Consider the following 25,487-nt stretch of genomic DNA (forward strand, 5'->3'; position numbering starts at 1 on the left):
GACTTTTATGGCGATCAAGTTCCACAATCCGGCGAGCGTGTCGTTCTCGGGCAAGTACAGCCTCGGCGCCGAAGTGCCGGCGGGCGCGCGGATGCTCTACGTCTCGGGCCAGGTCGGCGTCGATTCGCGCGGCAAGCTGCAGCCGACGTTCGAGAAGCAGGCGGCACAGGTCTGGAAGAACATCGCCCAGGTCCTGAAGAGCGGCGGCATGAGCTACAAGAACATCGTCAAGGTCACGGTCTTCCTGATCGACAGCCGCTTCGTCGGCCCCTACCGCGCGGTGCGCGACCAGTTCATCAAGGACGCACCCTATCCCGCCTCGACCCTGTTGATCGTGGCCGGCCTCGCCGATCCCGCCATGCTGGTCGAGGTCGAGGTGGTGGCGGCGAAGTAGGGGAGACCGACATGCCGTTCTACGAAAGGGGCCCCGTCCGCATCCACTACGAGGAAGCAGGCAAGGGCTTTCCGCTGCTGATCATTCCCGGCGGCGGGCTGAACTCGACGATCGCCGGCCTCGACACGACCCATCCGTTCAACGCGCAGAAGGAATTCAGCAACGAATACCGCTGCATCGCGGCCGACCTGCGCAACGCCAAGGACGGCCAGTCCTCCGGCCCGCTCGAGGTCGATCGGCCGTGGGACGCCTACACCGACGACCATCTCGGCCTGATGGATCATCTCGGCATCGATAAGTTCATGGTGCTGGGCTACTGCATCGGCGGCCCGTTCATCTGGAACCTGCTGAAGCGTGCGCCGGGCCGCGTCGTCGCCGGCGTGCTGACCCAGCCCTCCGGCCATCGCGCCTCGATGCCCAACCAGTTCTACGACAACAACATGGCCAACTGGGGCCCGGCGCTGGTCGCGCGCCGGCCCGAGATCAAGCTGGAACAGGTGAGTGCGTTCCTGACCAGGATGTACCGCTCGCCGGGCGACTTCGTCTTCACCGTGACGCGCGACTTCGTGCGCGCCTGCACGACGCCGCTGCTGGTCCTGCCCGACGACATCCCGCCGCATCCCTACGAGGTGGCGATGGAAACGGCGATGCTGGCGCCCAACGCGCAGGTCAGCCTGTATCCGTGGAAAGACACCAAGGACAAGATCCCGCTGGCGGTGCGGCACATCAGGACGTTCCTCCGGGCGAATCGACCGGCCTAGGAAGCGGGCATGTCGATGACGCGCGCGGCGCTCTTCCTCTTGTTGGGTACTCTGATGATGCCCTTGGCGTTCGCGCAAGCGCCGCCCCCGGGAAGAGCGCCGGTGCCCAACGTGCGGGCGCCGGTAGCTTCGGTGGCACAGCCGTCCGCCGCCCCCGCGCCGGCCGTCAATCAGCCGCCGGGCCCGGCGGGGGAAGGCGTGGCAGGCACGGCGCGCGTCGTCGACGGCGACACCATCCGGGTCGATGGCCGGACCTTTCGCCTCTGGGGCATCGACGCCCCGGAGATCGTTCAGCCGTGCCAGCGGGATGGCTTGACCTATGCCTGCGGTCGCAGCGCCGCGGCCTACCTCCGCACGCTCCTCTCCCCCGCCATCCCGACGGGCGACAGGACCCTCGACGCAGCGTCCGCCCAGGTCGTCTGCGTGCCGCGCGCCAGCGATCAATACGGACGGCCCGCTGCGCTCTGCCGGGCGGGAAGCATGGACCTCGGGGCCGAAATGGTCCGCGCCGGCTGGGCGCTGGTGCTGACGCGCCACGGCACCGACTACGCGCCGGAGGAAGAGGACGCGCGCCAGGCCCTGCGGGGTCTGTGGGCCGGATCGTTCGACACCCCATGGGACTGGCGGGCGAAGAAGCTCGGCGAATAAGACCGCGCTATTGCGGGGGTTTTTGTACCCAGCGCGGCGGCAGGACCCGCGTATCGAGGAAAAAGCGCGCGCTGTTGTCGGTCAGCCGGAACCGGCCCAGCAGCGGCACGTCGTAGTCGCTGCGAAAGTAGATCTCGGCCCGCGTGGCCATGCCGGGGTCGTCCTTCGTCTGGTGCGCCATGAAGCTGCGGAACGGGCAGGTGAAGGTGCCCGACTCGCCCGGTTCCAGCCCGGAGGCGCCCGTGGTCGCAAACCGCATGTTGGTCGCCTCGATCAGGGTCGGCGCGATCGGCTCGGCGCGCACATGGGCAAGCACGCAACTGATCCTGAGGTTGGCCAGCGGGAACCAGGTGTCCTTGTTCTCGACCCGGAAGGTGACGTCGAAGGACGAACCCGCCGTCACATCGTCCGAGGAGTAGCTCGGGACCGGCCGGAGCAGCCACAGTCCGGTCGCTGTGCCGGCGACGAGGGCGAGGACGATCACGACACGGAGCATCTGCTCGAGCGACTGCGCGCCGCCCCGCGCCATCATCAGCAATTCCTGCTGCAAGGTCGAGGTTGGCGGCCGGGAGGTTCTGGCGGGGGCAGGTTTTCTCGCCCGCGTCGTCGAGCGCGCGGGACTGCTTTTCCTCGGCCGTCGTGTCGTCTTCTTCGTTGCCATGTTCTTCGTTGCCAAGCTGGCCGGTCTGCCTCGATGCCGGCGCACCATGCCATCGGTGCTCTGTGGGGAGACAGGTATTTGTTTCGGCTCTTGCAGCGGCGCGAGAGCCATGGCACGTCGATTTTCATGGAGCATGCCCTTGTCCTGATCGGCGTTTTCGCCATCTTCATCCCGGCCCTCATCCTGCCGGGGCCGGACTTCGTGGCCGTCGTCCGCTCGTCCATGACCTATGGAGCGCGCGCCGGTCTTCTGACGACGCTCGGCGTGTCGCTGGGACTTTGCCTCTACGCGACGGCGAGCCTGCTCGGCCTGTCGGCCATCCTGGTGCAGTACCAGTGGCTCACCTGGGCGGTGCGCCTCCTGGGCGGCGCCTATCTTGTCTTCCTCGGCATCAGGCTCTTGCGGGCCAAACCCCAGACGATCGATCTCGATCAGGCGAACCCGCCCTCGCGGCACCGCGCGATCCTGTTCGGCTTCCTGGTGACGCTGACCAATCCCAAGGCGATCGTTCTCTTCGCCAGCGTCTTCGCCACCGCCGTCACGGCATCGACGCCCGCGTGGCTGATGGGCGTGATGATCGGCCTCGTCACCGCCTCGTCGCTCGCCTGGTATTCCTGCGTCAGCCTCTTCATGTCCTCCGGCCCGGTGATGCGCCGCTTCCAGAGGGCCCGGCACTGGATCGAGCGGGCGGCCGGCGTCTGCTTCATCGGCCTCGGCGGCAAGGTCCTGGCCGATGCCGGAAGGCCGATCTCGCCCTAAAGATCGCAGGCCGATCGGCCATGGTGTGCCCCGGGGTGATGCGGCTTGGCCCGAGGACCGATCCGCGGGGCTCGCTAAAGCGTCGTTGATCAAACGCAAATCCGTCTCGATGCCGGGCAAGTAGGCTGACCGGATTGGATGCCGCCTCCGACGGTGCATGACCTCATCCGTCAGAACGCTCATAATTGGAAAGCCGAGATGCCCACCGCGACCATGCTGGACATTCTGAGCGCTCCGACACGCCACCTGTTCTTTACGGGCAAGGGCGGCGTGGGAAAGACGACGCTGGCCTGCGCTGTCGCCCTTGCCCTTGCCGATCGCGGAAGGTCGATCCTGCTGGTCAGCACCGACCCGGCGTCCAATCTCGACGAAATGCTGGGTACGAGTCTTGCCAACGCGCCCCGCCCGGTTCCCGGTGCACCACGCCTGTCGGCCATGAACATCGATCCGGAGGCGGCAGCCGAAGCCTATCGGCAGAGGGTTCTGGGCCAGTTGGACAGCGCGTCCACCGACGCGGAACGCGCGGCGGTACGCGAGCAGCTCTCGGGGGCGTGCACGACCGAGATCGCGGCCTTCGACGAGTTCGTCGGCCTTCTGGCGGGTACGGCGGAGGCGTTCGATCACGTCGTCTTCGATACCGCGCCGACCGGGCATACGCTCCGGCTTCTCAGCCTGCCCAAGGCCTGGACGGGATTTCTCAAGGACAATGATCGTGGCGCCTCGTGCCTCGGGCCGCATTCCGGCCTCAAGATGCAGGAAGAGCGCTTCCAGGCAGCCCTCGGTGCGCTCGGCGATCCGGCGCGCACGACCATCGTTCTGGTCAGCCGCCCCGATCGCGGCGCCATGCGCGAGGCGGCGCGGACCAGCGCGGAACTGCGCGCGCTTGGACTGGGCAACCAGCACCTGGCGATCAACGGCGTCTTCGCCGCGACCGATCCGTCCGATCCGGTTGCGCGATCGATCGAGGCGCTTGGTCGAAGCGTCCTCGCCGACCTGCCGGATGCCCTGCGGTCGTTGCCGCAGGATCGGATACCGCTCCGGTCCTTCGACATGGTCGGACTGAAGGCGTTGCGCCAGGTCCTGGGAGACGATCCGGGCATAGGCGGTCGGCCTGGGGGAAAGGCCGCGCCGCCGGCGCCCGACATTCCGGGTCTCGGCCGACTGGTCGACGACCTCGCCGCATCCGGACGGGGCCTGATCATGGTCATGGGCAAGGGGGGCGTGGGCAAGACGACGGTCGCCGCCGCGATCGCGGTCGGACTCGTGGAGCGGGGACACAGCGTCCACCTGAGCACCACCGATCCCGCGGCGCACCTCGCCTCGACCCTGGCGGGCACGATGGACGGGCTCAAGGTCGATCGCATCGATCCCCAGGCGGAGACGCAACGCTACATCGACAAGATCATGAGCTCGCGCGCCGGGGAACTGGACGAAGCCGGACTCGCCTTGCTGCGCGAAGACCTCGCATCGCCCTGCACCGAAGAGGTGGCGGTCTTTCACGCCTTCTCGCGTATCGTGATGGAAGCACGAAGCGCCTTCGTTGTTCTCGATACGGCGCCGACCGGACACACCCTGCTGTTGATGGACGCGACAGGCGCCTATCATCGCGAAATGACGCGGAACGCCGGGTCGCAGGCTCAAGGCCGTATCGTGACGCCGCTGATGCGGCTTCAGGACCCGGCGTACTCCAAGGTCATCCTGGTCGCCCTGCCCGAGACGACGCCGGTATCGGAAGCGGCCGCGCTGCAGGAGGATCTGCGCCGGGCCAGGATCGAACCCCACGCCTGGGTCATTAACCGCAGTCTGTTGGGCAGCGGAACACGTGACCCGTTGCTCGTCGCGCGCCTCGCCGGCGAGCAGGAGCAGATCGCCCGTGTCGGGCGCGGCCTAGCGCGCCAGCTCTACCTGCTGCCCTGGCAATCCGAACCGCCCGAAGGGCTCGCCGCCCTGGCCAGGCTGGTTTCCTAGGACAGGCAGCGCGCGATCGTCGGCAGTCCGCTCGGGCCGACCCACTGGCGAAAGCGTCGGGAATGATCAGGATCAACTCTGCCCTGTTGCGGCCGCCATATACTGTGACGCGCAGAGCACTGGCGTCCCATCCGCCCCAGGGGGAGCCCTCATGACGAAAGACATCTTCCGCGTTCCGCTCGTCGCCTGGCATGACTACGACGCCCTCCGGGCGCTCATCGCAGAGGCGCCGTCTACCCACCATGAATGGGCCGAACGCTTCAGGAAGCGCAGCCTGGAAGAACGCCGTCTCGGCCACATCGTCCGCGAGATGCACGTCGATCCGCACAAGTTCGCCGCCTATGCCCGTCTCAAGGGGTACGCGACGAATTTCGAGGCGCTTGAGCATTTCCTCGTCGAGACCGACCCTCATTCTTGATGCGCGTAGCGACGACGAGACATGAACAATCTTCGCTGTGACGCCAAAACGAAACCCGTCAATATCGCCCGTAAATGACAGACTCCCTGAAGGTCGGCCTCGCCCAGCTCAATCCCAAGGTCGGCGACGTCTCCGGCAACCTCGCCAAGGTTCGCGCCGCGCGCGCCGAGGCGGCAAAGCAGGGTGCCGACCTCGTGCTGACGACCGAACTCGTCCTCGCCGGATATTTTCCCGAGGACCTGGTGCTGAAGCCCGCCTTCCAGAAGGCCTGCCACGAGGCGGTCGAGGCGCTACGTGCCGACACGCGGGACGGCGGGCCGGCATTGTTCGTTGCCACGCCGTGGCGTGAGGACGACAAGCTCTACAACGCCATTGTCGCCCTCGACAAAGGCGAGATCATCGGCAAGCGCTACAAGGTCGACCTGCCGAACTACGGTGTGTTCGACGACAAGCGCGTCTTCACGCCGGGTCCGATGCCGGGGCCGCTGGTCTATAGGGGCGTGCGTATCGGCGTGCCGATCTGCGAGGATGTGTGGACCGCCGATGTCGTCGAATGCATCGCCGAGACCGGCGGTGAAATCCTGCTGGTGCCCAATGCCTCGCCCTATGAAGTCGGCAAGACCGATGTTCGCGTCCAGCTCGGTGTGCAGCGCGTGGTCGAAAGCGGCCTGCCGTTCGTCTATCTCAACCAGGTCGGCGGCCAGGACGAGGTGATCTACGACGGCGGCTCGTTTGCGCTGGGCGCCGACCGTAGGCTCAAGGCCAAGCTCGCCTCGTTTCGAGAGGAGGTCGCCACCGTCGAGTTCCGTCGCAACGGGAAAGGCTGGGAGTGCCAGCCCGGGCCGATCGCCCCGGAGCTCAACAGCATCGAATCGATCTATCAGGCGATGGTGCTGGGCCTGCGCGACTATGTGAACAAGACAGGCTTCCCCTCGGTGGTGATCGGCCTGTCGGGCGGCGTCGATTCGGCGCTGACGGCGGCGGTGGCGGCCGATGCGCTGGGGGCCGCGCGCGTGCACGCCATCATGATGCCGTCGCCCTACACCAGCCGGGAGTCGCTCGAGGACGCCGAGGCCTGCGCGAAAGCGATCGGCATCAAGTACGACACCGTGAGCATCGAGCCCGCGATGAAGGCGTTCCGCGCCATGCTGCAGCCGCTGTTCGGTAACCGGAAGGAAGATGTCACCGAGGAGAACATCCAGAGCCGCGCCCGCGGCGTCACGCTGATGGCGGTGTCGAACAAGTTGGGCGGCATGGTGCTGACGACCGGCAACAAGTCGGAAATGGCGATGGGCTACGCTACGCTCTATGGCGACATGAACGGCGGCTACAATGTGCTGAAGGACGTCTACAAGACCACGGTGTTCGAGCTCTGCAAGTGGCGCAACCGGCAGGGCAGGGTGATCCCCGAGCGCATCCTCACCAAGCCGCCGTCGGCCGAACTCAGGCCCGACCAGAAGGACTCCGATTCGCTGCCGCCCTATCCGGTGCTCGACGCCATCCTGAAGGGCCTGATCGAGCGCGACCTCGACGCCACGGCGCTGGCCGCCGAAGGCCACGACCTCGCCACCGTCAATCGTGTCTGGCGCCTGCTCGAAGGCGCCGAATACAAGCGTCGGCAAGCGCCGCCTGGGGTGAAGATCACCTCGCGGTTGATCAGCCGCGAACGCCGCTATCCGATCGTGAATGGGTTTCGCGGATGAAAAGGATCCCTCGCTACGCTCGGGATGACAGGACTTTTGTCATCCCGAGCGTAGCGAGGGATCTTTGCGACAACTAGCAGGATTGCTCGATCGTCTACTTCGAGACAGCACCGGAAGAGGTTCGGCAGCGCGTCCTGCGCGTTCTTGAAGAACATAAAAATTGCGTGGAATTTTTCGAAGTTGCGTCCCAACGGTTCGCCTGTAACCTCCCGGCAACCTCGGGAGGGATGCGTATGTGTAACGTCTGCGATTCAACCGGTCTTTCGCGCCGCCATCTTTTCTCGGCAGGGATCGGCGCCTTGGCGGTGACCGCCGCGGCTGCCGAGGTACAAGCCCAGTTGGTGCGGTCCGCCGACACTCCTGATGCCGCGCTCGCCCGCCTGATGGAAGGCAACGCACGCTACGTCGCCGGAAAAATGAACGAGCGCGACTTTTCGGCGGGCCGCGTCGCCCGTACTCAAGGCCAGGTTCCGTTTGCCGCCATATTGGGCTGTGCGGATGCAAGAGTGGCGCCCGAACTCGCGTTCGACCAGGGGCCCGGCGAATTGTTCGTCGTGCGTGTCGCCGGAAATTTCGTGACGCCCGACGGGCTGGGCAGCCTCGAGTATGGCGTCGCGGTGCTGGGCACCAAGGTGATCATGGTCCTGGGACACAACAACTGCGGCGCGATCAACGCGACGGTCGGCGCCCTTCAGCAGGGCAACACGCTGCCCGGCCATATCGCCGGCCTGGTGACGGCCATGAAGCCCGCCATCGAGCCTGTCGTGAAGGCGGCCGGACCGGATATGGCGCAGCGTGCCGTTGTCGCCAACGTGCAAGCCCAGGTGCGCCGGCTGCAGGCCGAGAAGCCCATTCTTGGAGAAGCGGTTGCCGCCGGTAAGCTCAAGGTCGTTGGCGCCTACTACGATCTGGCCACCGGCAAGGTTGTTCCGGTCTAGGGGCTTGGCTTCATTGCCAGCAATGAACGCTGCTCGGGGCAGATGAAACGCCCCCGGCGGCTGGTTCTGCTGTCTGCTCTCGCGCTCGTGATCGAGGCCGCGGCGGGCGCCTCGACGCCCGTTGTCGCCCAGACCGCTCCTCAGACCACGGCGCAACTCAAAGCGCGCTGCTCGCAGCTCATCGCCTACTACGATCGTCATGCCGTGGGCCGCAGCAACGACTCCGACGGTCGCCGCAATCACACCCGTATCGACGCCGAGGTCGATTGCAGCCGGGGCCTCTACGCCGAGGGAATTTCGACCATGGAGAATCTCCTGCGGCGCAAGAAGTTCACGCCGCCGGCTCCCGGGCTGCCCGAAGAACCCGAAGACGGCCTTTGATCGTCGCAGACCGCAGGTGCATGGGGTGAAAGCCGGTTAGGCCCGTCGGCGCAAGCGGGTTCGCTTTGGCTTCCTGGTGATCCGGGGCAGGCTGTCGATGTAGGCCACGGCCTCGCCCACGGTCAGGAGCTGCCTGGCCTTGGCGTCGGAGATTTCGACCCCGAAGGCGTCCTCGAACGCCATGGCCAGTTCGACCGTATCGAGGCTGTCGGCGCCGAGGTCTTCGGCGAACCGCGACCGTTCGCTGATCGGGCCGCGCGCCGAGCCGAGATGCTCGTCGACGATCCTCTTCACGCGTTCCAAGGTGTTGGGCATTGAACACCTCCACAGTCCATGGCTTGACCGGCCTCTTGCCGCCGGGACGATTGTCGCCACGATGGCGGCAATTCTATGTCAGGTCGGCAGTTTCGCCGTCACGCCGTGTAAATGATCACGTTGAACCTCTCGTCGGCCGACGGTGGGACGAAGTGGCGCGTGAAGAGCTCGTAGTCGGCATCGCTCGCCTGGTAGGGATGCTCGCCCCTGAGGTTGCGCTCGCGCAGCCGGCGCTTGCAGGTATCGTCCGGGATATCGAGGAAGTGCAGCTCATGGGCGGCGTCTGAACCGTCGATCAGCGTCCGCATCCAGCGGCGGACGGCCGGCGTGTTGGCCTGGAAATCCAGCACCACCGACAGGCCCGCCTTCAGCAGCGCAACGACATGCGGCCCCATGGCGGCGCGGACGCGGCTCGAATACCGGGCGTAGTCATCGATGGTCTTGATCTCGTCGGGGAACAGGGTCGAATTCCAGTGGTCCTCACTGATGAGTACGGTGGCGGGGCGCGCCGCCAGACGCTTGGCGAGCGTGGATTTCCCCGCGGCGATCTTGCCGCACAGGAGATAGAGGGTCGGTGGCGAGGTGGACATGTCCGCCGGCAATCCGGTTCACAGCGTGAGCAGAAACGATTGATTGTGCAACAGGCTCCAAGGTGTTGGTGTGTTCGCAAGGCGGTCGCCAAAGCCGTCAGGGGAGGTACCGATGAAAACCGTACTGTGCGAAAAGCTGGGCATCGAAGTTCCGATCATTCTGGCCCCGATGGGCCTGGCTGCCGGCCCGCGTCTCGCGGCAGCCGTGAGCAATGCCGGCGGATTGGGAACGCTGGCGCCCTGGTTGGCCGACATCGACGTCGTGCGCCGCCAGATACGCGAAACGCGGACGCTGACGTCCAGGCCGTTCGCCGTGAACTTGAACATGGCCTATCCGCAGGAGGAGCGGCTCGAGGCTTGCCTGGAAGAGGGCGCGCCCGCAATCTCATTCTTCTGGCACGATCCCGGCAAGCTGGTGGCGCGCGCCAAGGCGGGCGGCGCCGTCGTCCTCCAGACCGTCGGCAATGCGAGCGACGCCCGTGCGGCCGCGGACAACGGCGTCGATATCGTTGTTGCACAAGGCTGGGAAGCTGGAGGCCATGTGTGCGGAACGGTGGCAACGCTGCCTCTCATTCCCGCTGTGGTGGATGCGGTGGGGCCGGTTCCCGTGGTGGCTGCCGGCGGCATCGCCGACGCGCGTGGGTTGGCGGCCGTGCTCGCCCTCGGCGCCGCCGGCGCCTGGATCGGGACGCGCTTCCTGGCCGCCCGGGAAGCGGCGATCCATCCGGAGTATCAGGCGTGTGTCCTCGCGGCGACCGAGAACGACACGGCCTACCTGGAAGATCTGTTCGATATCGAGACCTGGCCCGCTGCGCCGCACCGTGCGCTCCGCAACAGCACGGTGATGGCCTGGGAGGCCGCGGGCCGGCCGCCGGCGGGCAAGCGGCCCGGGGAAGGCGATGTGCTGGCGGCTCTGCCGAACGGCAGACAGGTCGTGCGCTATCGGGGCTCGACGCCCGTCGCCGGTGTGACCGGCGCCATCGAGGCATTGTCGATGTGGGCGGGACAGAGCGTCGCCCTGGTCAGGAAAGTCCTGCCTGCTGCAGAAATCGTGCGGGAGATCAACGACGGATCCGACGCCATCCTGCGCCGGTTGAGCGGCCAGTTGGCGGCTGTCCGCTAGTCGCCTTGTCTGTCACAGCCTGAGCAGGTTGCCATACCCCGGGACCGGCGTTTTGACGCCCGACAGCCGCAGGCAATGCCAGAGGCTCGCCTGGTTGGCCGAGACCACCGGCCGCTTGAGGTCCTGCTCCAGCGCCTCGAGAATGCCGACGCAACGAAAGCCGGTGCCTGCGATCAGGATGCCATCGGCCGCGGGCGGACAGGCGGCGCGGATCTGCGCATAGAGCGGCTCGATCTCCTGTTCCAGGCCCAGGCCATGGCCCACGAGATCGCTCGGCGGCAGGTCTCGCCACTTGCGGCCGGGATCGACGCGATGGACGGCGGCGGGCGCGAGGCCGTGATCGGTGTAATAGCGGACGGCGGCCTTCACCGTGTCGTCGGGAAACCACGGCGGCAGCACCAGGAACGGCCGTTTCACGCCGGACGCCCTGAGCGCCGCCAGCGTATCGAGGCCGTTGGTCGTGATTTTCACCCCGGCGCCCAGCACTGCAGAAAGGCTCGCCGCCGTGACCTCGTCCCAGCCTTTGCCGCCGACCACGCTGCTCGAGGTGTGGCCGAGCACGACGGCCGCGAGACGCATGGTGGCGAACTGTTTCGCGCCGCGCAGCAGATCGTCCGCGAGATCGACGCCGGTCCTGTTCGGCTGCCAGCGGGCCCAGGGCGCACCCGCCGTCACGCGGGCGGCATGCACCGACACGCCGCCGGGCGCCATCGCTCCCCATTCCGCCTCCGGCACGGCTTCGCTGCCGACGATGAACATCCCGATCCGGGCCCGCCAGCCCCAGTTGTCTTTGACGGCCGGTTCTGTGTTCATGAGGATGATCTCGCTGAGAGCAGGGACGTGGGAGAGCGTAGTGAACGACGACATCGGCCGCCTGGCGACGCGTGAATATGACGTGACGCTGCCGGACGGTTCAAAGGGAAAACTGGCCTTCGCCTTGTGCGATCTCGCCCAGGAGAATGCGCTGGCGCGGCATGCCCGCAAGCGCGACGCCGTGGGCTTCGGCCTGGTCGGGTTCGAGGGGTTTGCCGAGGGGCCTCGTCATCCCGTGCTTTGGGTACAGACGAACACGGGGATGGAGATGACCCTGGCGGACAACGACGAACAGCCCGGTGCCCAGTTGCAGCGACTGGTCGGGCGCTATTTCATCCTGTTCTTCGAGGACATCAAGGCTGTTGCGCCCGATCTCGCGGCGCTGCCGCTCAGCGCAAAGGAAGGTTGATCATGCTGATCGCGCAAATTACCGACATGCACCTGAAAGGCGAGGGCGAGCTGCTCTTTGGCCGGGTCGACACCACGGGCTTCCTCGAGCGCGCCGTGGCGCACGTGAACGCGCTCGATCCGCGGCCGGACGTGGTGCTGGCGACCGGCGATCTGGTGAACGACGGCGGGGCCGAGCAATATGCAAACCTGAAGCGCGCGCTGGCGCCGCTGGAAATGCCGGTGTTCCTGATTCCCGGCAATCACGATGCGCGGGATGCGATGCGTCAGGCGTTTCCCGAGCACCGCTACCTGCCGGCGGCCGGTTTCCTCCAGTACGCCGTCGAGGGCCTGCCCGTACGGTTGATCGCGCTGGATACGCTGGCCGAGGGCAAGGGCCACGGCGAGCTCTGCGACGAGCGGTTGGATTGGTTGGAAGCGCGGCTGGCGGAGAGTGACCGGCCGACGCTGCTGTTCATGCATCACCCGCCGTTCAAATGCGGCATCGGCTATCTCGATCGGGAGGGTCTGAACAAAGGCGGACAGCGACTGTCAGAACTTGTGCGGGCCCACGGTAATGTCGAGCGCGTGATGGCAGGCCACGTCCATCGTCCGATCCAGGTGCGCTGGGCCGGCACCTTGGCCTCGACCGCATCCAGCACCGCCCACCAGGCGACGCTCGATCTTCGCCCCGTCGAGACGCTCTCGATGATGATGGAGCCTCCCGCCATTGCACTCCATCTGTGGCGTGAGGGTACCGGCCTGATCACGCACACGAGCTACGTCGGGAACTACGACGGGCCCAAGCCGTTTCGGCAGCTGTGAGTCGCTTCGGGGATCTGTTCAAGCGGGTCGGCCCTGGCATCATCACGGGCGCGGCCGACGACGATCCGAGCGGCATCGCCACTTATTCGCAGGCCGGCGCCCAGTTTGGCCTGAACATGCTGTGGACGGTGGTGCTGACCTGGCCGCTGATGGTCGCGGTGCAGTCGATCAGTGCCCGCATCGGCCGCGTCACCGGCCGCGGCCTCGCCGCCAACCTGGCGGAAGTCTTTCCCCGCCGCTTCGTCGGCCTTCTGGTGGCCTGCCTGTTCATCGCCAACACCGTCAATATCGGCGCCGACCTTTCGGCCATGGGGGCGGCGGCCCAGCTCGTGCTGGGCGGCAACCGCCATTTCTACACCATCGGCTTCGCCATCGTGTCACTGCTGGCCGTCGTGTTCGTGCCCTACCACCGCTATGTCGGCTACCTGAAGTGGCTCACCTTCTCGCTGTTCGCCTATGTCGGCGTGGTGTTCACCGTCCAGATCGACTGGCTGGCGGTGCTGCAGGGCGTCGTGCTGCCACGCTTCGCCATCACCGCGGAGTCGCTCACCCTCGTGGTGGCGGTGTTCGGCACCACCATCAGCCCCTATCTCTTCTTCTGGCAGAGTTCCGAGGAGGTCGAGGAGGAGGAGGCCGATCCCGAGGCGGGGCCGCTGGTCGACCACCCGGAGCAGGCCGACCGCGAGCTCACCCGCATCGGCTGGGAGACCTGGCTGGGCATGGGCTTCTCCAATCTCGTGGCCTTCTTCATCATCCTGACCACGGCGGTGACCCTGAATGCGTCGGGCCAGACCGACATCCAGACATCCGAGCAGGCGGCGGCGGCCCTGAAGCCGATCGCAGGCGAGTGGTCGTTCATGTTGTTCAGTCTCGGCATCATCGGGACCGGCCTGCTGGCCATTCCGGTGCTGGCGGGCTCGGCTGCCTATGCCGTGGCCGAGGTCCGCGGCTGGCGCACCGGGCTGGAGCGGAAGCCCAGCGAAGCCGGGCCGTTCTACGCCGTGCTGGGCGGCGCCATCCTGCTGGGTGTCGGCATCGACTTCATGCCGCTCGATCCCATAAAGGCGCTGTTCTGGAGTGCCGTCCTGAACGGTATTATCACGGTGCCGGTGATGGCGGCGATGCTGGTCGTGGCCTCGCGGCCCAAGCAGATGGGCGCCTTCGTGGCGACGCTGGGCCAGCGCGTGCTGGGCTGGACGGCGACGGCGGTGATGGCGGCAGCCGCGGTCGCGATGTTCGTTTTGATGGCATGAGAAGACTTGCCATCGAGACCTAGCATACGTCGTGCGCCGCGGCCGGCACGTCATGTTAGCGTCGCTCGTATGAAGCTTTATTCCGGTCCGCTCAGCATGTTCGGCGCCAAGGCCGAGATCGCCCTTCGCGAGAAGGGGGTCGATTTCGAGCTGGTCATGGTGCCGTTCGAGATGAAGACGCTCTACGAGCCCAAGCATCCCGAAGTGTTGCGCATCAATCCCAAGCGCCAGGTGCCGGTGCTCATTGACGGCGACCTCGAGCTCTTCGATTCGACCCAGATCTTCGAATATCTCGAGACCTTGAAGCCCGAGCCGGCGTTGTGGCCAGCCGAGCCCAAGGCGCGGGCCCGGGCGCGGCTGCTCGAGCACAAGTCGGACGAAGTCTACTTCCCGCACATCATTCGCCTGATGGGCGACGCCAAGGCACCAGGCGCCCACGAGGCCGCCGCCCGCTTCTACGACGAGATGGAGCGCACCCTTGGCGACCGCGAATGGCTCGGCGGCAACTACTCCTACGCCGACATCGCCTTCTACATGGCGCAGCTCTTCGGCGACCGCATGGGCGCGCCGATGTCCGACGCGCATCCCCGGTTGCAGGCGTGGCGCGCGCGCATGGGCGCGCGTCCGCCGGTGCGCCAGGTCGCGGGCGCCATGGGCCGCTACCTGCTTTCGATCGGCCGTAAGCTGCCGGCGTTTCTAACCGAACTCAGTACCTAGCCATGGCGAAGATCCTGTTCCTGCCGGGTGCCGGCGGCTCGCCCGATTTCTGGAAGCCGGCCGCGAAGCTCCTGCCGGCCGAGTGGCCGTGGCACCATTTCGGCTGGGCTGGGCTCGGCGACCAGCCGCATGACCCGGCTGTGCGCGGCCTCGACGACATCGCGGCCCTGGTGCTCGCGCGCATGAGCGAACCCGTCGATCTCGTGGCTCAGTCGATGGGCGGCGTGGTTGCCGCCAGGATCGCGATCGAGCGGCCCGAGCTCGTGCGGCGACTGGTGTTGTGCGTCACTTCGGGGGGCGTCAACATGGCGGGTCTCGGCGCCGCCGACTGGCGGCCCGCCTACCGCAAGTCCTTTCCCAACGCCGCCGAATGGATCACCTCTTCGCCCGCGGCATCGGATCTTCCGGTCGAGAAGATCGCGGCGCCGACCTTGCTCATCTGGGGCGATGCCGATCCCATCAGCCCGGTCGCGGTCGGCCAGCATCTCGAAGCGCGGATCCCGAACGCCCGTCTCGACGTCGTGCCTGGCGGCGACCATGACGTCGCCGCGACCCATCCGGATCTGGTGGCGGCGCTGATCGCCCGGCATCTCGGCTGACGCGCTTTTCCGGACACTCATGACGCCAAGCGGCGGGCATCGGTGGCACAGCGTGTCAGATCGGGATTCGACCGTTGGAACAAGGAGCTGATGGCGATTTTCGGCACGGCCCGCGGGACACGGCGGGGCACAAGGAGGTGTGCCAAAATCGACCCCTAGGCAGTGGCCAGCCGGCCCGCGACCGCGAGGCGGCCCCCCGGTTCGCGGCGCACGACCACGATCTCGCCGTTGCCGGGAAAAATCTCGCTCAGCGCCGTGATCACCACCTGATGGGTCACCAGCACCGTCGGCCCGGCGAGCTCCAATTGGGCAACCCAGGGAAACAACGCCGCGGTCTGCTGGACGGCGCGGTCGCGGTTCTGGGCGAAGGAGTTCAGCAACGGCTGGGGGCTGACGTCGCCCAGCTTCATCAGGGTAGCGGTCTCGAGGCAGCGGCACCACTGGCTGGAGAGAACGCGGGCCGAGGCGATGCCGTTGATCCGGAACAGGTCGCCGATGCGGACCGCCTAGGCGCGGCCCTCGGCCGAGAGGGTGCGCTGGGTCGAGCAATCGTCGATCCGGAAGCCCGGCGGATCGTAGGTCCCGGGGGCCAGCGCATGACGGATCAGCGCGAAGTGATCCGGCGTGCGCAGGTTGGCCCAAGGTCCCGATTGGGCGCGACCGTCGCCAGCGAGCAGGAGACCCGCCAGCGAGCTGACGATCGCACGCCGGGTCGTCACGGCGTCACGGCTTGACCTTGCGGCGCAGCATCGTCTCGTAGACACGGAGCACCGAGGAGCTGTCGTCCGGCCCCCAACCCATGCCCTTGGCCAGGCGCTGCAGATTGTGCGTCGCGGCACCTTGCTGCAGCGGCACACCCAGCTCGTCGCCCAGTTCGAGCGCCAGATGCAGGTCCTTGTAGGCAAGGTCGAGCGCGAACGAGGGCGGCGAGTAGTGGCCGACCAGCGCGCGCGCCGTGAAATTCTTGATGGCGTTGGAGTTGCCGCTCGAATTTTCGATGACGTGCAGCAGCTTCTCGGGATCGAGGCCGTAGGTGGCGCCGAGCATCATGCTCTCGCAGAGCGCGGCCATGTTGCAGAACGACAACATGTTGTTGCAGAGCTTGGCCACCGTGCCGCTGCCCAGCGGTCCCATGTGGATCACGTTGGCGCTGAACGACTGCAACACCGGCAGGGCATCGTCGAACACCTTCTTGTCGCCGCCCACCATGATGGCGATGGTCGCGGCCTCGGCGCCCGTGGTGCCGCCGCTCACCGGGGCGTCGAGCATGGCGATGCCCTTGGCCGCGAAGGCGGCGCCGATCTTCTTCACCATCGAGGGCGCGTTGGTGCTGAGATCGATGTAGGTCTGGCCCTTGCCGATGTTGGCCAGGATACCGCCATCGCCCAGGGTCACCGCCTCGACGTCCCGGGGCATGGGCAGGGACGTCATGACGATATCGGCGCCCCTGGTCGCCTCGGCCACCGATTTGGCCGCCGTGGCGCCGAGGTCGGTGCAGGTCTTGACCGCCGCCGGGTTCAGGTCGAACACGGTGACGGCGTGGTTGCTCTTCTTTATGATGTTGCGGCACATGGGCCCGCCCATGTTGCCAACGCCGATATATCCGACCTTCATCGTTTCCTCCCCAGGAGAGTGTGCCGGCGGACTATACGACAAAATCGGTCGCGCCTAATGTTGCTGCGCGGAAGGTGAGAGGAATGACGGCAAAGAAGAAATCCACGAAGCAGAGGTCGCGGCGCCTGCCGCACGGCCTCGAGGGCGAGACCTTCTCGATCAAGGAAGCGGCCGCGATTGCCGGCCTGGCCGACAAGACCGTGCGCAACGAGATCTATGTCGACCTCTTTCGCGTCGAGCTCGACGACAAGTCGCGCGTGGCGATCGGCGCGCGCGGCGTGATCTATTTGCGCCTGCTCAAGCTGCTGCCGGTCCAGCTCGGCCCCAAGGACCGCAACGCTCTCTCGCGCATGCTTGCCGAGGGCTGGCCCGGCGCCGAGGGCTGGGTCCGCAAGGGTGACACGATTTCCAAGGGTATGGTCAGTCTCGATATCGGCGCCGCCGAACGCGACGCGATCGAGCGGCTGCGCGTCTTCGTCCGCGGGCGGCAGAGGGTCGAGAGCGATACCGGTGGCCCGGCCGGCGACATGCTGTTCAAGGACACGGCCATCCGTGTCCGACTGGTCGGTGCGCTCCTGGCGCGTGGTGCCGAACCGAAGAAGATGCTGACAGCCTTTCCCGCCCTGGAAGCCGACGATATCGCCTTCGCCGGCATGTTCGCCCGTCTCAACAAGGGGCCGGGCTCGGCCTCGACCGGACGCGCCCGGGCCGCCCGCCGCCCGGGGTAGCACCCGCTGACCGGACGCTGAAGGCCCTGCTATAGAGAGGGCCAGAAGACGGCCGGCTCGGGAGGAACAACGCCAAATGGCGCGCAACAAGCTGCATCCGATTCCGCATCCGCCGCGCACGCCGGTGCTCGGCAACATGCTCACCGTCGATGGCGGGGCGCCGGTCCAGGACCTGATGCGGATCGCGCGCGAGCAGGGGCCGATCTTCTGGCTCGACATGATGGGCACGCCGCTGGTCGTCGTGTCGGGCGCCGATCTGGTCGCCGAACTCTGCGACGAGAAGCGCTTCGACAAGGCGGTGCGCGGCTCGCTGCGCCGCGTGCGCATGCTGGGTGGCGACGCCCTGTTCACCGCCGAGACGCAGGAGCTCAACTGGCAGAAGGCGCACAACATCCTGCTGCCGACCTTCGCGCATCGCATGATGCAGACCTACCACGAGGGCATGCTCGACATCGCCGACCAGCTCGTCACCAAGTGGGAGCGGCTGAACGCCGACGAGGAGATCGACGTGGTGCGCGACATGACCGCGCTCACGCTCGACACGATCGGCCTGTGCGGCTTCAACTACCGCTTCAACTCGTTCTATCGCAGCGACAACCATCCCTACGTCGAATCGCTGGTGCGTGCGCTCGAGGCGGTGATGAAGATGCGCGGCCTGCCGCTGGAGGACATCACCCAGCGCAAGAGCCGCAAGAAGCTCGAGCAGGATGTCGGCTTCATGAACGGCATCGCCGACCGCATCATCAAGGAGCGCCGAGAAATCCCGGCCGATGATCAGGCCAAACCCGACCTGCTGGGGTTCATGCTGGCGGGCATCGACAAGCAGAGCGGCGAACGGCTGGACGACGTCAATATCCGCTACCAGATGAACACCTTCCTGATCGCGGGACACGAGACCACGAGCGGCATGCTGAGCTTCGCGGTCTACTTCCTGCTCAACAATCCGCACGTGCTGCAGAAGGCCTACGAGGAGGTCGATCGCGTGCTGGGTCGCGACGTCAACGCCAAGCCGACGGCGCAGCAGGTCAACCGGCTGGTCTATATCGGCCAGATCCTGAAGGAATCGCTGCGCCTTTGGCCGACCGCGCCGGCGTTCGGGCTCTACCCCTACCAGAACGAAACCATCGGCAATAACTACAAGCTCAAGAAGCGCACCTTCGTCACCGTGCTGACGGCGATGCTTCACCGCGACAAGTCGGTGTGGGGACCGCAGGCGGAAGTGTTCAATCCCGACAACTTCGCGCCCGAGCGTGAGGCCAAGATGCCGCCGCACGCCTATAAGCCGTTCGGCAACGGCCAGCGTGCGTGCATCGGCCGCCAGTTCGCCATGACCGAGGCGACCCTGGTACTGGGCATGATCCTGCAGCGCTTCAAGCTGGTCGATCACACGCGCTACCAGCTCAAGATCAAGGAGTCGCTCACCATAAAGCCCGAGGGACTGGTGATGCGCGTGCGGCTGCGGCCCGATGTCGTCCGCGGCGCCGGCATGGCCGCTGCGGCGCCCAAGCCGGCGCCGAAGAAGGCCGCGCCCAGGAAGGCGGCGGTGAGCCACGGCACGAAGCTCGCGGTGTTGTTCGGCTCCAACATGGGCACGGCCGAGGAACTCGCACGCTCGATCGCCGAGGCGGGCGAGGCCAACGGATTTGCCACCACACTTGCCGCCCTCGACGATCATGCCGGTTCGCTGCCTGCTGAAGGTGCGGTCGCGATCGTCTGCGCCTCCTACAATGGTGGCCCACCGGACAACGCCGGAAATTTTATCGCGCACCTGCGCGAAGCGGCGCCGGGCGCTCTGAAGGGCGTGCGATACACCGTGTTCGGCTGCGGCAACCGCGATTGGGCGTCGACCTACCAGGCGATCCCGCGGCAGATCGACGAACTCATGGCCGAAAAAGGCGCGGAGCGGATCTTCCCGCGCGGAGAGGGCGATGCCCGCGAGGATCTCGATGGTCACTTCCAGGGCTGGTACGAGCCGATGTTGCCGGCGGTGGCCGAGAAGCTCGGCGTCAAGCTCGAGGCCGACTCGGTTCAGCCGCAGGAACCTCTCTACGACGTGCTGCCGGTCGACAAGCCGCCGGCCAATCCGATCATCGGCGGCACCGGCGCGTTGCCGATGCGTGTGCTGGCCAACCGCGAATTGCAGAATGCCGACAGTTCCGGCCGCAGCACGCGCCATATCGAGGTGCTGCTGCCCGATGGCGTGAGCTATCGCGCCGGCGATCATCTCAGCATCGTGCCGCAGAATGGCGCCGCCCTGGTCGAACGCGCGATCCGGCGTTACGGCTTCGCGCCCGGCGCGCATATCCTGCTGACTGCCGCCGAGGGGCGCCGCGCGGCGCTCCCCGTGGGCGAGGCGATTTCCGTGCACCGGCTGCTGTCGGATTTCGTCGAACTGCAGCATCCCGCGACGCGCAAGCAGATCCAGGCCATGGCGCAGCACACGCGCTGTCCTTTCACGCGGCCCAAACTCGAAGCATTCCTCGACGAGGACTGTTTCCGGGCGGAGGTCCTGGTCAAGCGCAAGTCGGTGCTCGATCTCCTGGAAGAGCATCCTGCCTGCGAGCTGCCGTTCTCGACATTTCTCGAGATGCTGCCGCTGATGACGCTGCGCTACTATTCGATTTCGTCCTCGCCGGTCGCCGACGGCGCGCGCTGCTCGGTCACCGTGGCTGTGGTCGAGGGCCCGGCACGCGCCGGTGCAGGCGTCTATCACGGCGTCTGTTCCAACCATCTCGCCCGCCAGGCTGCAGGCGGCACGGTGCAGGCCTTCGTGAAGGAAACCAAGGTCGGCTTCCGCCTGCCCGTCGATCCCGCGGCGCCGATCGTCATGATCGGACCGGGGACGGGGCTTGCGCCGTTCCGCGGCTTCCTGCGCGAGCGCGCGGCGCTCAAGGCGCAGGGGCGCGTGCTCGGACCGGCGATGCTGTTCTTCGGCTGCCGCCATCCGGCGCAGGATTTCATCTATGCCGACGAGCTGAAGGAACACGCCGGTGCCGGCATCGTTCAACTACATGTCGCATTCTCGCGCCACGACGGGAAGAAAGCCTATGTGCAGGATCTCCTGAAGCAGCAGGCCGCGGCGCTGTGGATGCTGATAGAGCAAGGCGCGATCCTCTACGTCTGCGGCGACGGCGGCCGCATGGAGCCCGACGTGAAGCGGACGCTGATGGCGATGTATCGTGACAGGACGGGCAACGACGAGGCGGCGGGCGAGGCCTGGATGGCCAAGCTGGCGGCCGACGGCCGCTACGTGCTGGACGTGTGGGCGAGCAGCTGAACCGCGATCAGGAGCGTGCCCGCGATCTGCGTCGCATCAAGATCGCGGCGACGCTTCTGCTGGTGTGCACCGCCGTCCTGTTCGGTGTGGCCCGTCATTACGAGCCTTTGCACTGGGCCTGGGGTTACGTGGCGGCTTTCGCCGCGGCCGCGACCGTGGGCGGCCTCGCCGACTGGTATGCCGTCGTGGCGTTATTCCGCCGGCCGCTCGGCCTGCCGATCCCGCATACCGCCATCATCTCGCGCAATCACCAGCGCATTGCCGATACGCTGGGCGAGTTCATCGAGACCAATTTCCTGGCGCCCGAACCGGTCGAGGCACGGTTGCGCGAGGTCGATTTTGCGGCCCTCGTCGCCGACTGGCTTTCCGACCGCGAACGCAGCGCTGCGTTGGCGCGCTTCGTTCTGCAGCTCCTGCCGCAGACCCTGTCGGCCATCGACCAGTCCGGCCTTCGGGGCTTCCTCGGCAAGCGCATCATGACCGAACTCGAACGGGTGGAGCTGGCGCCGCTCGCCGCGGGTCTGCTGAGCGCGGTCACCGAGAAGGGCCGGCACCAGCGCCTGCTCGACGAGCTCCTGGGCGCACTCGAGAAGGTGCTGGCCAACGAGGAGACCCTGGCGGCGCTACGTGAGAAGATCCGCAAGGAACTGCCGGCGCTGTTCAACCTCTACCGCGCCGATGCCTACCTGCTGCGCAAGATCGTGGCCTCGACCACTGCCTTCATCCAGGAGGCGCGAGTCGATCCGCAACACCCGCTGCGCCGGGAGTTCGACGGTTTTGTGACAGGCTTCATCGAGCGCCTGCGCACCTCGGACTCATTCGCGCGTCGCGCAGAAGGGTTGAAGCGCGACCTGCTGGCGCGGCCGGAGGTCGCCGCCGTTGCCGAGGGGGCTTGGGAGAGCCTGCGCAGCTTCCTCGAAAAGGATGCACGAGCGCCCGATAGCCAGGTCCGGCGGCAACTCGAAGCCATGCTGGTCGACGTCGGCGGGCAGCTCGCCCGCGATCCCGCGATCCGCGCCGAGATCAACCGCGGCATGGTACGGGTCCTTGCCGACTTCGTGCAGACTCAGAAGAGTGGCGTTGGCCGCTTCATCGCCGACCAGGTGAAATCCTGGGACATCGACATGCTGATCGGCCGCATCGAACTCACGGTGGGCCGGGATCTGCAATATATCCGTTTCAATGGTGCCATGATCGGCGGGCTGGCCGGATTGGCCTTGCACGCGCTGGAGCAGGGGTTGAAGCTGTATCTCTAACCGACAGGAGGTTCACATGGCCGACCCAGCACAGAACTTCACGGATATGTTCAAGAAGTTCGGCGAGCAGCTCAAGGTCCCGTCCTTCGACATGACGAAGATCATGGAGCATCAGCAGAAGAATCTGGAGGCCATGACCAAGTCGTGGCAGGCCATGGCGGGTGGCGCCAGCGAGATTGCCCAGAAGCAGCGCACGATCTTCGAGGCAGCGATGAAGGACATGGCCGAGATGGCGCAGGCCTACAAGCCGGGTGGCTCGCCGCAGGACGCGATGGCCAAGCAGGCCGAGTTCGCCAAGAAGGCGATGGAGGCGGCGATCGCGAATACCCGCGACATCGCCGAGCTGATGCAGAAGTCGAGCACGGAGGCCTTCAAGATCGTGCAGGACCGAATGAAGGAATCCTACGAGGAGATTCGATCGACGATCGAGAAGAAGACCTAGGCGAGAAGAAGACCTAGGCCCGCTTCCAGTCGGGGAAGATCAGGCTCTTCCAGCCCGACCGGTCGAACTTCTTCCACTGGCCTTCGGCTTGAGCGAGGCGGTCGGCGACGGCATAGACCGCCGCCGGATGATGGCCGAGCCCGCAGTGGCTGCCATAGACTTCGATGTTCTCGACCTGCTCCCGCTCCTCGTTGAGGCAGGTCGGCCAGGCGCAGATGCCGTCAGAACGGCTGAAGATCGAGGTCGTCGGTACCGGCGGCGGTTCGGAAAGCGGGCCGGCAATGTGTTGGTCGCTTTCATCGACCCGGTGACCCGACGCGAGTTCGTAGACCCGCCAGGCGTTGGTCGCCTTGGGGCTGCCGGTGAAGGGGCTGCCGAGGCTGATCACCGAGCGCACCTTGTCGGGCACGCGTTTGGCGAGCTGGCGGGCGTAGATGCCGCCCAGGCTCCAGCCGACCAGGCTGATCTTGCGACCACCGTGGCGGTCGTAGAGTTCCTCCACTCGTTCCAGCATGCTGCGCTCGACACCGGAACGCAGGCCGAGATTGCGGCCCTGGTTCCAGCCATGAGCGGCGTAGCCGTGCGACTTCAGGAAACTGCGGAGCGGTTGCGTCGAGAGGTCGCTGGCCAGCAGGCCCGGAAGCACCAGGACCGGATGCCCGTCGCCGCGCGGCGCGGCGGCAAGCCAGGGCCGGAGCATCCAGAACGCACCGAGCTCCTGCAGGGCACGGCCTTCGAGCAAAAGGAGCGTTCGCGAAGGGGGGCGCAACGCTTCAACGGCAGCCGACATATGGCCTCCTTGTTATTGTGGCCAGCCTCTCACAGATGGCGCCAACGCGGAAGGGCATCAAGGGGTTGCGACAGCTTTCGTCAGCTCGTCGGCCGCCTCGATCAGATAGTCGCCGAGCAGGCCGACGTCGGGCACGGCGCGTCGGTCGGCGGTGAGGCCGAAGTTGAGAGCATCCATGTAGCTCTGGACGGTGATGTTGAGCGCCGCGCCATGAGCCGGGATCGACACCGGGTGCAGCGCCGTCACCTTGGCGCCGGCGCAGTAGAGGGGCATGGGCGGGCCGGGCACGTTGGAGATGGTGACGTTCATCGGCATCGGAAGTTTGTCTGCGAGACCGCTGCGACCGTAGACCAGCATCATGAGCTGCAGCAGGATCGGCGCGCCGACGAAGGCGAAATCCTGCGGGACAGCATCGCGGAAAGTGCCGGCAATCTGCTTGGCTTCCGACGAGGATTTCAGGATCGCCTGCAGGCGCTCCGCCGGATCGGCGATGTCGGTCGCGATCTGGCAGAGCATGCCCGAGACCTGGTTGTTCTGTCGCGTGTCACCAGGCTCGCGCAGGCTGATGGGCACGCCGGCGATCAGCGGCTTGTCAGGGAGTTGACCCTTCTCCTCGAGATAGCGGCGCAACGCGCCGCCGCAGACCGCGAGCACGACGTCGTTCAGCTTGGCGCCGCTCGCCTTGGCGACCGCCTTGGCGTCGGCCAGCGAGATGGTGCGTGCGGCATAGCTGCGCTCGCGGGTGATGGTGGCGTTGAACGGAGTCTTCGGCGCATTCAGGGTCGGCAGCTGGGCGATCAGGCTCTGTAGCGTGCCGAGCGCCTTGGGCATCTCGCCGGGCTTGGCCAGGAAGGCGCTGGTCATCGAATTCAGGATCTGTGGCGCCGCCTCCCACATCTTGAGCTGCTGGCGCATCATGTTGCCCATGATGTCGGCCAGGCCCTTCACCGGATCGACGGCGATCGGCGCACTGGGTGCCGTCGCGTTGCTGGCCGCCTTGGGTGGCGGGGGCGCCACATCGCGCGGCACCGCGGTCACGTCGTAGAGCGCCTTGTTGATCGCCATGCCGGCGCCGCCATCGACGGCGGCGTGATGGACCTTGGAGTAGAGAACGCCCTGGCCATTGGCGAGGCCGGTGATGACATAGAACTGCCAGAGCGGTCGGCTGCGATCGAGCGTGTTGGCGTGCAGCCGGGAGATCACCTCTTCGAGCTGGGCCTCTGAACCCGGCGCGGGCAGCGTTGTCTCGCGCAGATGGTAGTCGAGGTCGACCGTGTCCTCGTCGACCCAGCCGGGATGATCCAGATCGTAGAGTGACGGCGCCAGCCGCTTTGAAAAGATCGGGATGGTATGCAGCCGGCCTTCGAAGAACTTGCGGAAGTGCTGGTAGAAGCTGCCCTCGAAGCCCGGGGGCAGCTCGAAATAGGTGAGGCCCGCCACATGCATCGGCGTCTCGGGTGTCTCGAGATAAAGAAACGACGCGTCGATGCCCGACAGCTGCTGCTGCGCCATGGCGTTCTCCCGCAACCCACTCTTGCTTCGTTCGTTGGTCGATTTGTCCTCCGCCCGGACCATCGGAGGCAAGCCGACCGGTTCGCCGGAGGGTACCGAGTACGGCTAACAGAGCTCTAACGTATTGATATTATTAAATAATCAATATTTCCTCTCGCAGCGCACAAATTCATGTTGCAACGCACCATGGCGACCCCATATATCGCCCAAGAGGCACGGGGGGAGACCCCTCGGGGCTCGACCATTCGAACTACAACACAACGGCAGGACTTACACATGACCACGACCAACACCGCCGCGCTCGACACCGTGATCGAGCACGCCACCGAAACCACCAAGGCCGCCGGCGAGCGCGTCCGCGAGTTCGCCCAGATCGGCGTCCGCAAGGCGACCGAAGGCTTCGAGCAGATCAGCAAAGCCGCGCAGACCGCGTCGGAAGAGCTGAACAGCCAACTCAACCAGGCTCGTGACGGCGCCACCAAGGCCAGCCTCAAGCTTCTCGAGGTCGCCAAGGAAGACACCGACGCCGGCTTCGCCGCGCTGAACGCCTTCTTCGCCGCCAAGTCGCCGATCGAGGCGTTCGACGTCTCGGCCAAGTACTGGCGCGGCCGCCTG

At 66.3% G+C, this 25,487-nt stretch carries 29 protein-coding genes; 20 read left to right on the forward strand and 9 right to left on the reverse strand.

Annotated elements, in window-relative coordinates; genetic code table 11:
- Positions 1-7: 7 nt before the first annotated feature.
- The 3 genes from EPO55_RS00980 to EPO55_RS00990 are packed head-to-tail and all read left to right on the forward strand — an operon-like array spanning position 8 to position 1,803.
- Positions 8-394 carry a RidA family protein gene (locus EPO55_RS00980; protein WP_296334510.1) on the forward strand — a complete coding sequence of 129 codons (387 nt, stop codon included), beginning with the start codon at positions 8-10 and terminating at the stop codon, positions 392-394.
- Positions 395-405: 11 nt separating this feature from the next.
- Positions 406-1,155 carry an alpha/beta hydrolase gene (locus EPO55_RS00985; protein ID WP_296334511.1) on the forward strand — a complete coding sequence of 250 codons (750 nt, stop codon included), beginning with the start codon at positions 406-408 and terminating at the stop codon, positions 1,153-1,155.
- A gap of 9 nt (positions 1,156-1,164) precedes the next feature.
- A complete protein-coding gene (locus EPO55_RS00990) occupies positions 1,165-1,803 on the forward strand; it encodes a thermonuclease family protein (RefSeq protein ID WP_296334512.1) in 639 nt (212 codons plus the stop codon).
- A gap of 7 nt (positions 1,804-1,810) precedes the next feature.
- Here EPO55_RS00990 and EPO55_RS00995 read toward each other — a convergent pair whose 3' ends face one another.
- The gene (locus EPO55_RS00995; RefSeq protein WP_296334513.1) at positions 1,811-2,335 is read right to left on the reverse strand and encodes a hypothetical protein; all 525 of its coding nucleotides are present in this window, start codon (positions 2,333-2,335) and stop codon (positions 1,811-1,813) included.
- 207 nt (positions 2,336-2,542) lie between these two features.
- Between EPO55_RS00995 and EPO55_RS01000 the strand changes: the two genes are divergently transcribed.
- From EPO55_RS01000 to EPO55_RS01025, 6 genes are all read left to right on the forward strand, one after another.
- Complete coding sequence (locus EPO55_RS01000) at positions 2,543-3,223, forward strand: LysE family translocator (protein WP_296334514.1); 681 nt, start codon at positions 2,543-2,545, stop codon at positions 3,221-3,223.
- A 198-nt stretch (positions 3,224-3,421) separates the two neighbouring features.
- Entirely contained in the window at positions 3,422-5,191 is a 1,770-nt protein-coding gene (gene arsA / locus EPO55_RS01005) for an arsenical pump-driving ATPase (RefSeq protein ID WP_296334515.1), read from the forward strand.
- A gap of 151 nt (positions 5,192-5,342) precedes the next feature.
- Positions 5,343-5,609 (forward strand): hypothetical protein, encoded by a 267-nt coding sequence (locus EPO55_RS01010; RefSeq protein WP_296334516.1) that lies wholly within the window; start codon positions 5,343-5,345, stop codon positions 5,607-5,609.
- Between the two features lie 74 nt (positions 5,610-5,683).
- Positions 5,684-7,312 (forward strand): NAD+ synthase, encoded by a 1,629-nt coding sequence (locus tag EPO55_RS01015; protein WP_296334517.1) that lies wholly within the window; start codon positions 5,684-5,686, stop codon positions 7,310-7,312.
- 233 nt (positions 7,313-7,545) lie between these two features.
- Entirely contained in the window at positions 7,546-8,250 is a 705-nt protein-coding gene (locus EPO55_RS01020) for a carbonic anhydrase (protein WP_296334518.1), read from the forward strand.
- A gap of 42 nt (positions 8,251-8,292) precedes the next feature.
- On the forward strand, positions 8,293-8,631 hold the full coding sequence (locus EPO55_RS01025; protein WP_296334519.1) for a hypothetical protein: 339 nt from the start codon (positions 8,293-8,295) through the stop codon (positions 8,629-8,631).
- 36 nt (positions 8,632-8,667) lie between these two features.
- Here the strand turns inward: EPO55_RS01025 and acpP are convergent, their stop codons facing one another.
- Positions 8,668-8,946, reverse strand: a complete 279-nt coding sequence (acpP, locus tag EPO55_RS01030) for an acyl carrier protein (RefSeq protein WP_296334520.1) — start codon at positions 8,944-8,946, stop codon at positions 8,668-8,670.
- 98 nt (positions 8,947-9,044) lie between these two features.
- Positions 9,045-9,536, reverse strand: coding sequence for an ATP-binding protein (locus EPO55_RS01035; RefSeq protein WP_296334521.1), 492 nt, complete (start codon positions 9,534-9,536; stop codon positions 9,045-9,047).
- A 70-nt stretch (positions 9,537-9,606) separates the two neighbouring features.
- Between EPO55_RS01035 and EPO55_RS01040 the strand changes: the two genes are divergently transcribed.
- The gene (locus EPO55_RS01040; RefSeq protein WP_296334537.1) at positions 9,607-10,659 is read left to right on the forward strand and encodes a nitronate monooxygenase; all 1,053 of its coding nucleotides are present in this window, start codon (positions 9,607-9,609) and stop codon (positions 10,657-10,659) included.
- A gap of 12 nt (positions 10,660-10,671) precedes the next feature.
- Here EPO55_RS01040 and EPO55_RS01045 read toward each other — a convergent pair whose 3' ends face one another.
- The gene (locus EPO55_RS01045; protein ID WP_296334522.1) at positions 10,672-11,472 is read right to left on the reverse strand and encodes a hypothetical protein; all 801 of its coding nucleotides are present in this window, start codon (positions 11,470-11,472) and stop codon (positions 10,672-10,674) included.
- A gap of 40 nt (positions 11,473-11,512) precedes the next feature.
- On the opposite strand from EPO55_RS01045, the gene EPO55_RS01050 reads away from it, so the two are divergent.
- The 5 genes from EPO55_RS01050 (at position 11,513) to EPO55_RS01070 (ending at position 15,253) form a co-directional block, all read left to right on the forward strand.
- Positions 11,513-11,881, forward strand: coding sequence for a hypothetical protein (locus tag EPO55_RS01050; RefSeq protein ID WP_296334523.1), 369 nt, complete (start codon positions 11,513-11,515; stop codon positions 11,879-11,881).
- 2 nt (positions 11,882-11,883) lie between these two features.
- Positions 11,884-12,684 carry a phosphodiesterase gene (locus EPO55_RS01055; protein ID WP_296334524.1) on the forward strand — a complete coding sequence of 267 codons (801 nt, stop codon included), beginning with the start codon at positions 11,884-11,886 and terminating at the stop codon, positions 12,682-12,684.
- The gene (locus EPO55_RS01060; protein ID WP_296334525.1) at positions 12,681-13,937 is read left to right on the forward strand and encodes an Nramp family divalent metal transporter; all 1,257 of its coding nucleotides are present in this window, start codon (positions 12,681-12,683) and stop codon (positions 13,935-13,937) included. The genes EPO55_RS01055 and EPO55_RS01060 overlap by 4 nt, the downstream gene beginning before the upstream one ends.
- Positions 13,938-14,006: 69 nt before the next feature.
- Positions 14,007-14,654: a glutathione S-transferase family protein gene (locus EPO55_RS01065; RefSeq protein ID WP_296334526.1), complete on the forward strand. Its 648-nt coding sequence runs from the start codon at positions 14,007-14,009 to the stop codon at positions 14,652-14,654.
- Positions 14,655-14,656: 2 nt separating this feature from the next.
- Positions 14,657-15,253 (forward strand): alpha/beta hydrolase, encoded by a 597-nt coding sequence (locus EPO55_RS01070; protein ID WP_296334527.1) that lies wholly within the window; start codon positions 14,657-14,659, stop codon positions 15,251-15,253.
- Between the two features lie 155 nt (positions 15,254-15,408).
- On the opposite strand, the gene EPO55_RS01075 is transcribed toward EPO55_RS01070, so the two are convergent.
- From EPO55_RS01075 to EPO55_RS01085, 3 genes are all read right to left on the reverse strand, one after another.
- A complete protein-coding gene (locus tag EPO55_RS01075) occupies positions 15,409-15,663 on the reverse strand; it encodes a hypothetical protein (protein WP_296334528.1) in 255 nt (84 codons plus the stop codon).
- A gap of 96 nt (positions 15,664-15,759) precedes the next feature.
- Positions 15,760-15,972: a hypothetical protein gene (locus tag EPO55_RS01080; RefSeq protein WP_296334529.1), complete on the reverse strand. Its 213-nt coding sequence runs from the start codon at positions 15,970-15,972 to the stop codon at positions 15,760-15,762.
- 4 nt (positions 15,973-15,976) lie between these two features.
- Complete coding sequence (locus tag EPO55_RS01085) at positions 15,977-16,867, reverse strand: NAD(P)-dependent oxidoreductase (RefSeq protein WP_296334530.1); 891 nt, start codon at positions 16,865-16,867, stop codon at positions 15,977-15,979.
- Positions 16,868-16,950: 83 nt separating this feature from the next.
- On the opposite strand from EPO55_RS01085, the gene EPO55_RS01090 reads away from it, so the two are divergent.
- The 4 genes from EPO55_RS01090 to phaP all read left to right on the forward strand — a co-directional run bounded on the left by EPO55_RS01090 (position 16,951) and on the right by phaP (position 22,570).
- Positions 16,951-17,595, forward strand: a complete 645-nt coding sequence (locus tag EPO55_RS01090; RefSeq protein WP_296334531.1) for a DUF433 domain-containing protein — start codon at positions 16,951-16,953, stop codon at positions 17,593-17,595.
- A 76-nt stretch (positions 17,596-17,671) separates the two neighbouring features.
- Positions 17,672-20,872 (forward strand): cytochrome P450, encoded by a 3,201-nt coding sequence (locus tag EPO55_RS01095; RefSeq protein WP_296334532.1) that lies wholly within the window; start codon positions 17,672-17,674, stop codon positions 20,870-20,872.
- Positions 20,873-20,898: 26 nt separating this feature from the next.
- On the forward strand, positions 20,899-22,128 hold the full coding sequence (locus tag EPO55_RS01100; RefSeq protein ID WP_296334538.1) for a DUF445 family protein: 1,230 nt from the start codon (positions 20,899-20,901) through the stop codon (positions 22,126-22,128).
- A 16-nt stretch (positions 22,129-22,144) separates the two neighbouring features.
- Positions 22,145-22,570, forward strand: coding sequence for a TIGR01841 family phasin (gene phaP, locus EPO55_RS01105; protein ID WP_296334533.1), 426 nt, complete (start codon positions 22,145-22,147; stop codon positions 22,568-22,570).
- A gap of 13 nt (positions 22,571-22,583) precedes the next feature.
- On the opposite strand, the gene EPO55_RS01110 is transcribed toward phaP, so the two are convergent.
- The gene (locus EPO55_RS01110; RefSeq protein WP_296334534.1) at positions 22,584-23,360 is read right to left on the reverse strand and encodes an alpha/beta fold hydrolase; all 777 of its coding nucleotides are present in this window, start codon (positions 23,358-23,360) and stop codon (positions 22,584-22,586) included.
- Between the two features lie 57 nt (positions 23,361-23,417).
- Positions 23,418-24,872 (reverse strand): wax ester/triacylglycerol synthase family O-acyltransferase, encoded by a 1,455-nt coding sequence (locus EPO55_RS01115; RefSeq protein WP_296334535.1) that lies wholly within the window; start codon positions 24,870-24,872, stop codon positions 23,418-23,420.
- A gap of 276 nt (positions 24,873-25,148) precedes the next feature.
- Here EPO55_RS01115 and EPO55_RS01120 point away from each other — a divergent pair.
- Positions 25,149-25,487 (forward strand): phasin family protein (locus EPO55_RS01120; protein WP_296334536.1); only part of this gene is annotated, 339 nt, incomplete at its 3' end.

Source organism: Reyranella sp., from assembly GCF_004296935.1.
GTDB lineage: Bacteria > Pseudomonadota > Alphaproteobacteria > Reyranellales > Reyranellaceae > Reyranella.

Excerpts from the sequence above, each read along its gene's own strand:
- EPO55_RS00980 (WP_296334510.1), top strand. The coding sequence starts at position 8 with ATGGCGATCAAGTTCCACAATCCGGCGAGCGTGTCGTTCTCGGGCAAG.
- EPO55_RS00985 (WP_296334511.1), top strand. The coding sequence starts at position 406 with ATGCCGTTCTACGAAAGGGGCCCCGTCCGCATCCACTACGAGGAAGCA.
- EPO55_RS00990 (WP_296334512.1), top strand. The coding sequence starts at position 1,165 with ATGTCGATGACGCGCGCGGCGCTCTTCCTCTTGTTGGGTACTCTGATG.
- EPO55_RS00995 (WP_296334513.1), bottom strand. The coding sequence starts at position 2,335 with ATGATGGCGCGGGGCGGCGCGCAGTCGCTCGAGCAGATGCTCCGTGTC.
- arsA (WP_296334515.1), top strand. The coding sequence starts at position 3,422 with ATGCCCACCGCGACCATGCTGGACATTCTGAGCGCTCCGACACGCCAC.
- EPO55_RS01010 (WP_296334516.1), top strand. The coding sequence starts at position 5,343 with ATGACGAAAGACATCTTCCGCGTTCCGCTCGTCGCCTGGCATGACTAC.
- EPO55_RS01015 (WP_296334517.1), top strand. The coding sequence starts at position 5,684 with ATGACAGACTCCCTGAAGGTCGGCCTCGCCCAGCTCAATCCCAAGGTC.
- EPO55_RS01020 (WP_296334518.1), top strand. The coding sequence starts at position 7,546 with ATGTGTAACGTCTGCGATTCAACCGGTCTTTCGCGCCGCCATCTTTTC.
- EPO55_RS01025 (WP_296334519.1), top strand. The coding sequence starts at position 8,293 with ATGAAACGCCCCCGGCGGCTGGTTCTGCTGTCTGCTCTCGCGCTCGTG.
- acpP (WP_296334520.1), bottom strand. The coding sequence starts at position 8,946 with ATGCCCAACACCTTGGAACGCGTGAAGAGGATCGTCGACGAGCATCTC.
- EPO55_RS01035 (WP_296334521.1), bottom strand. The coding sequence starts at position 9,536 with ATGTCCACCTCGCCACCGACCCTCTATCTCCTGTGCGGCAAGATCGCC.
- EPO55_RS01045 (WP_296334522.1), bottom strand. The coding sequence starts at position 11,472 with ATGAACACAGAACCGGCCGTCAAAGACAACTGGGGCTGGCGGGCCCGG.
- EPO55_RS01055 (WP_296334524.1), top strand. The coding sequence starts at position 11,884 with ATGCTGATCGCGCAAATTACCGACATGCACCTGAAAGGCGAGGGCGAG.
- EPO55_RS01065 (WP_296334526.1), top strand. The coding sequence starts at position 14,007 with ATGAAGCTTTATTCCGGTCCGCTCAGCATGTTCGGCGCCAAGGCCGAG.
- EPO55_RS01070 (WP_296334527.1), top strand. The coding sequence starts at position 14,657 with ATGGCGAAGATCCTGTTCCTGCCGGGTGCCGGCGGCTCGCCCGATTTC.
- EPO55_RS01075 (WP_296334528.1), bottom strand. The coding sequence starts at position 15,663 with ATGAAGCTGGGCGACGTCAGCCCCCAGCCGTTGCTGAACTCCTTCGCC.
- EPO55_RS01085 (WP_296334530.1), bottom strand. The coding sequence starts at position 16,867 with ATGAAGGTCGGATATATCGGCGTTGGCAACATGGGCGGGCCCATGTGC.
- EPO55_RS01090 (WP_296334531.1), top strand. The coding sequence starts at position 16,951 with ATGACGGCAAAGAAGAAATCCACGAAGCAGAGGTCGCGGCGCCTGCCG.
- EPO55_RS01095 (WP_296334532.1), top strand. The coding sequence starts at position 17,672 with ATGGCGCGCAACAAGCTGCATCCGATTCCGCATCCGCCGCGCACGCCG.
- phaP (WP_296334533.1), top strand. The coding sequence starts at position 22,145 with ATGGCCGACCCAGCACAGAACTTCACGGATATGTTCAAGAAGTTCGGC.
- EPO55_RS01110 (WP_296334534.1), bottom strand. The coding sequence starts at position 23,360 with ATGTCGGCTGCCGTTGAAGCGTTGCGCCCCCCTTCGCGAACGCTCCTT.
- EPO55_RS01115 (WP_296334535.1), bottom strand. The coding sequence starts at position 24,872 with ATGGCGCAGCAGCAGCTGTCGGGCATCGACGCGTCGTTTCTTTATCTC.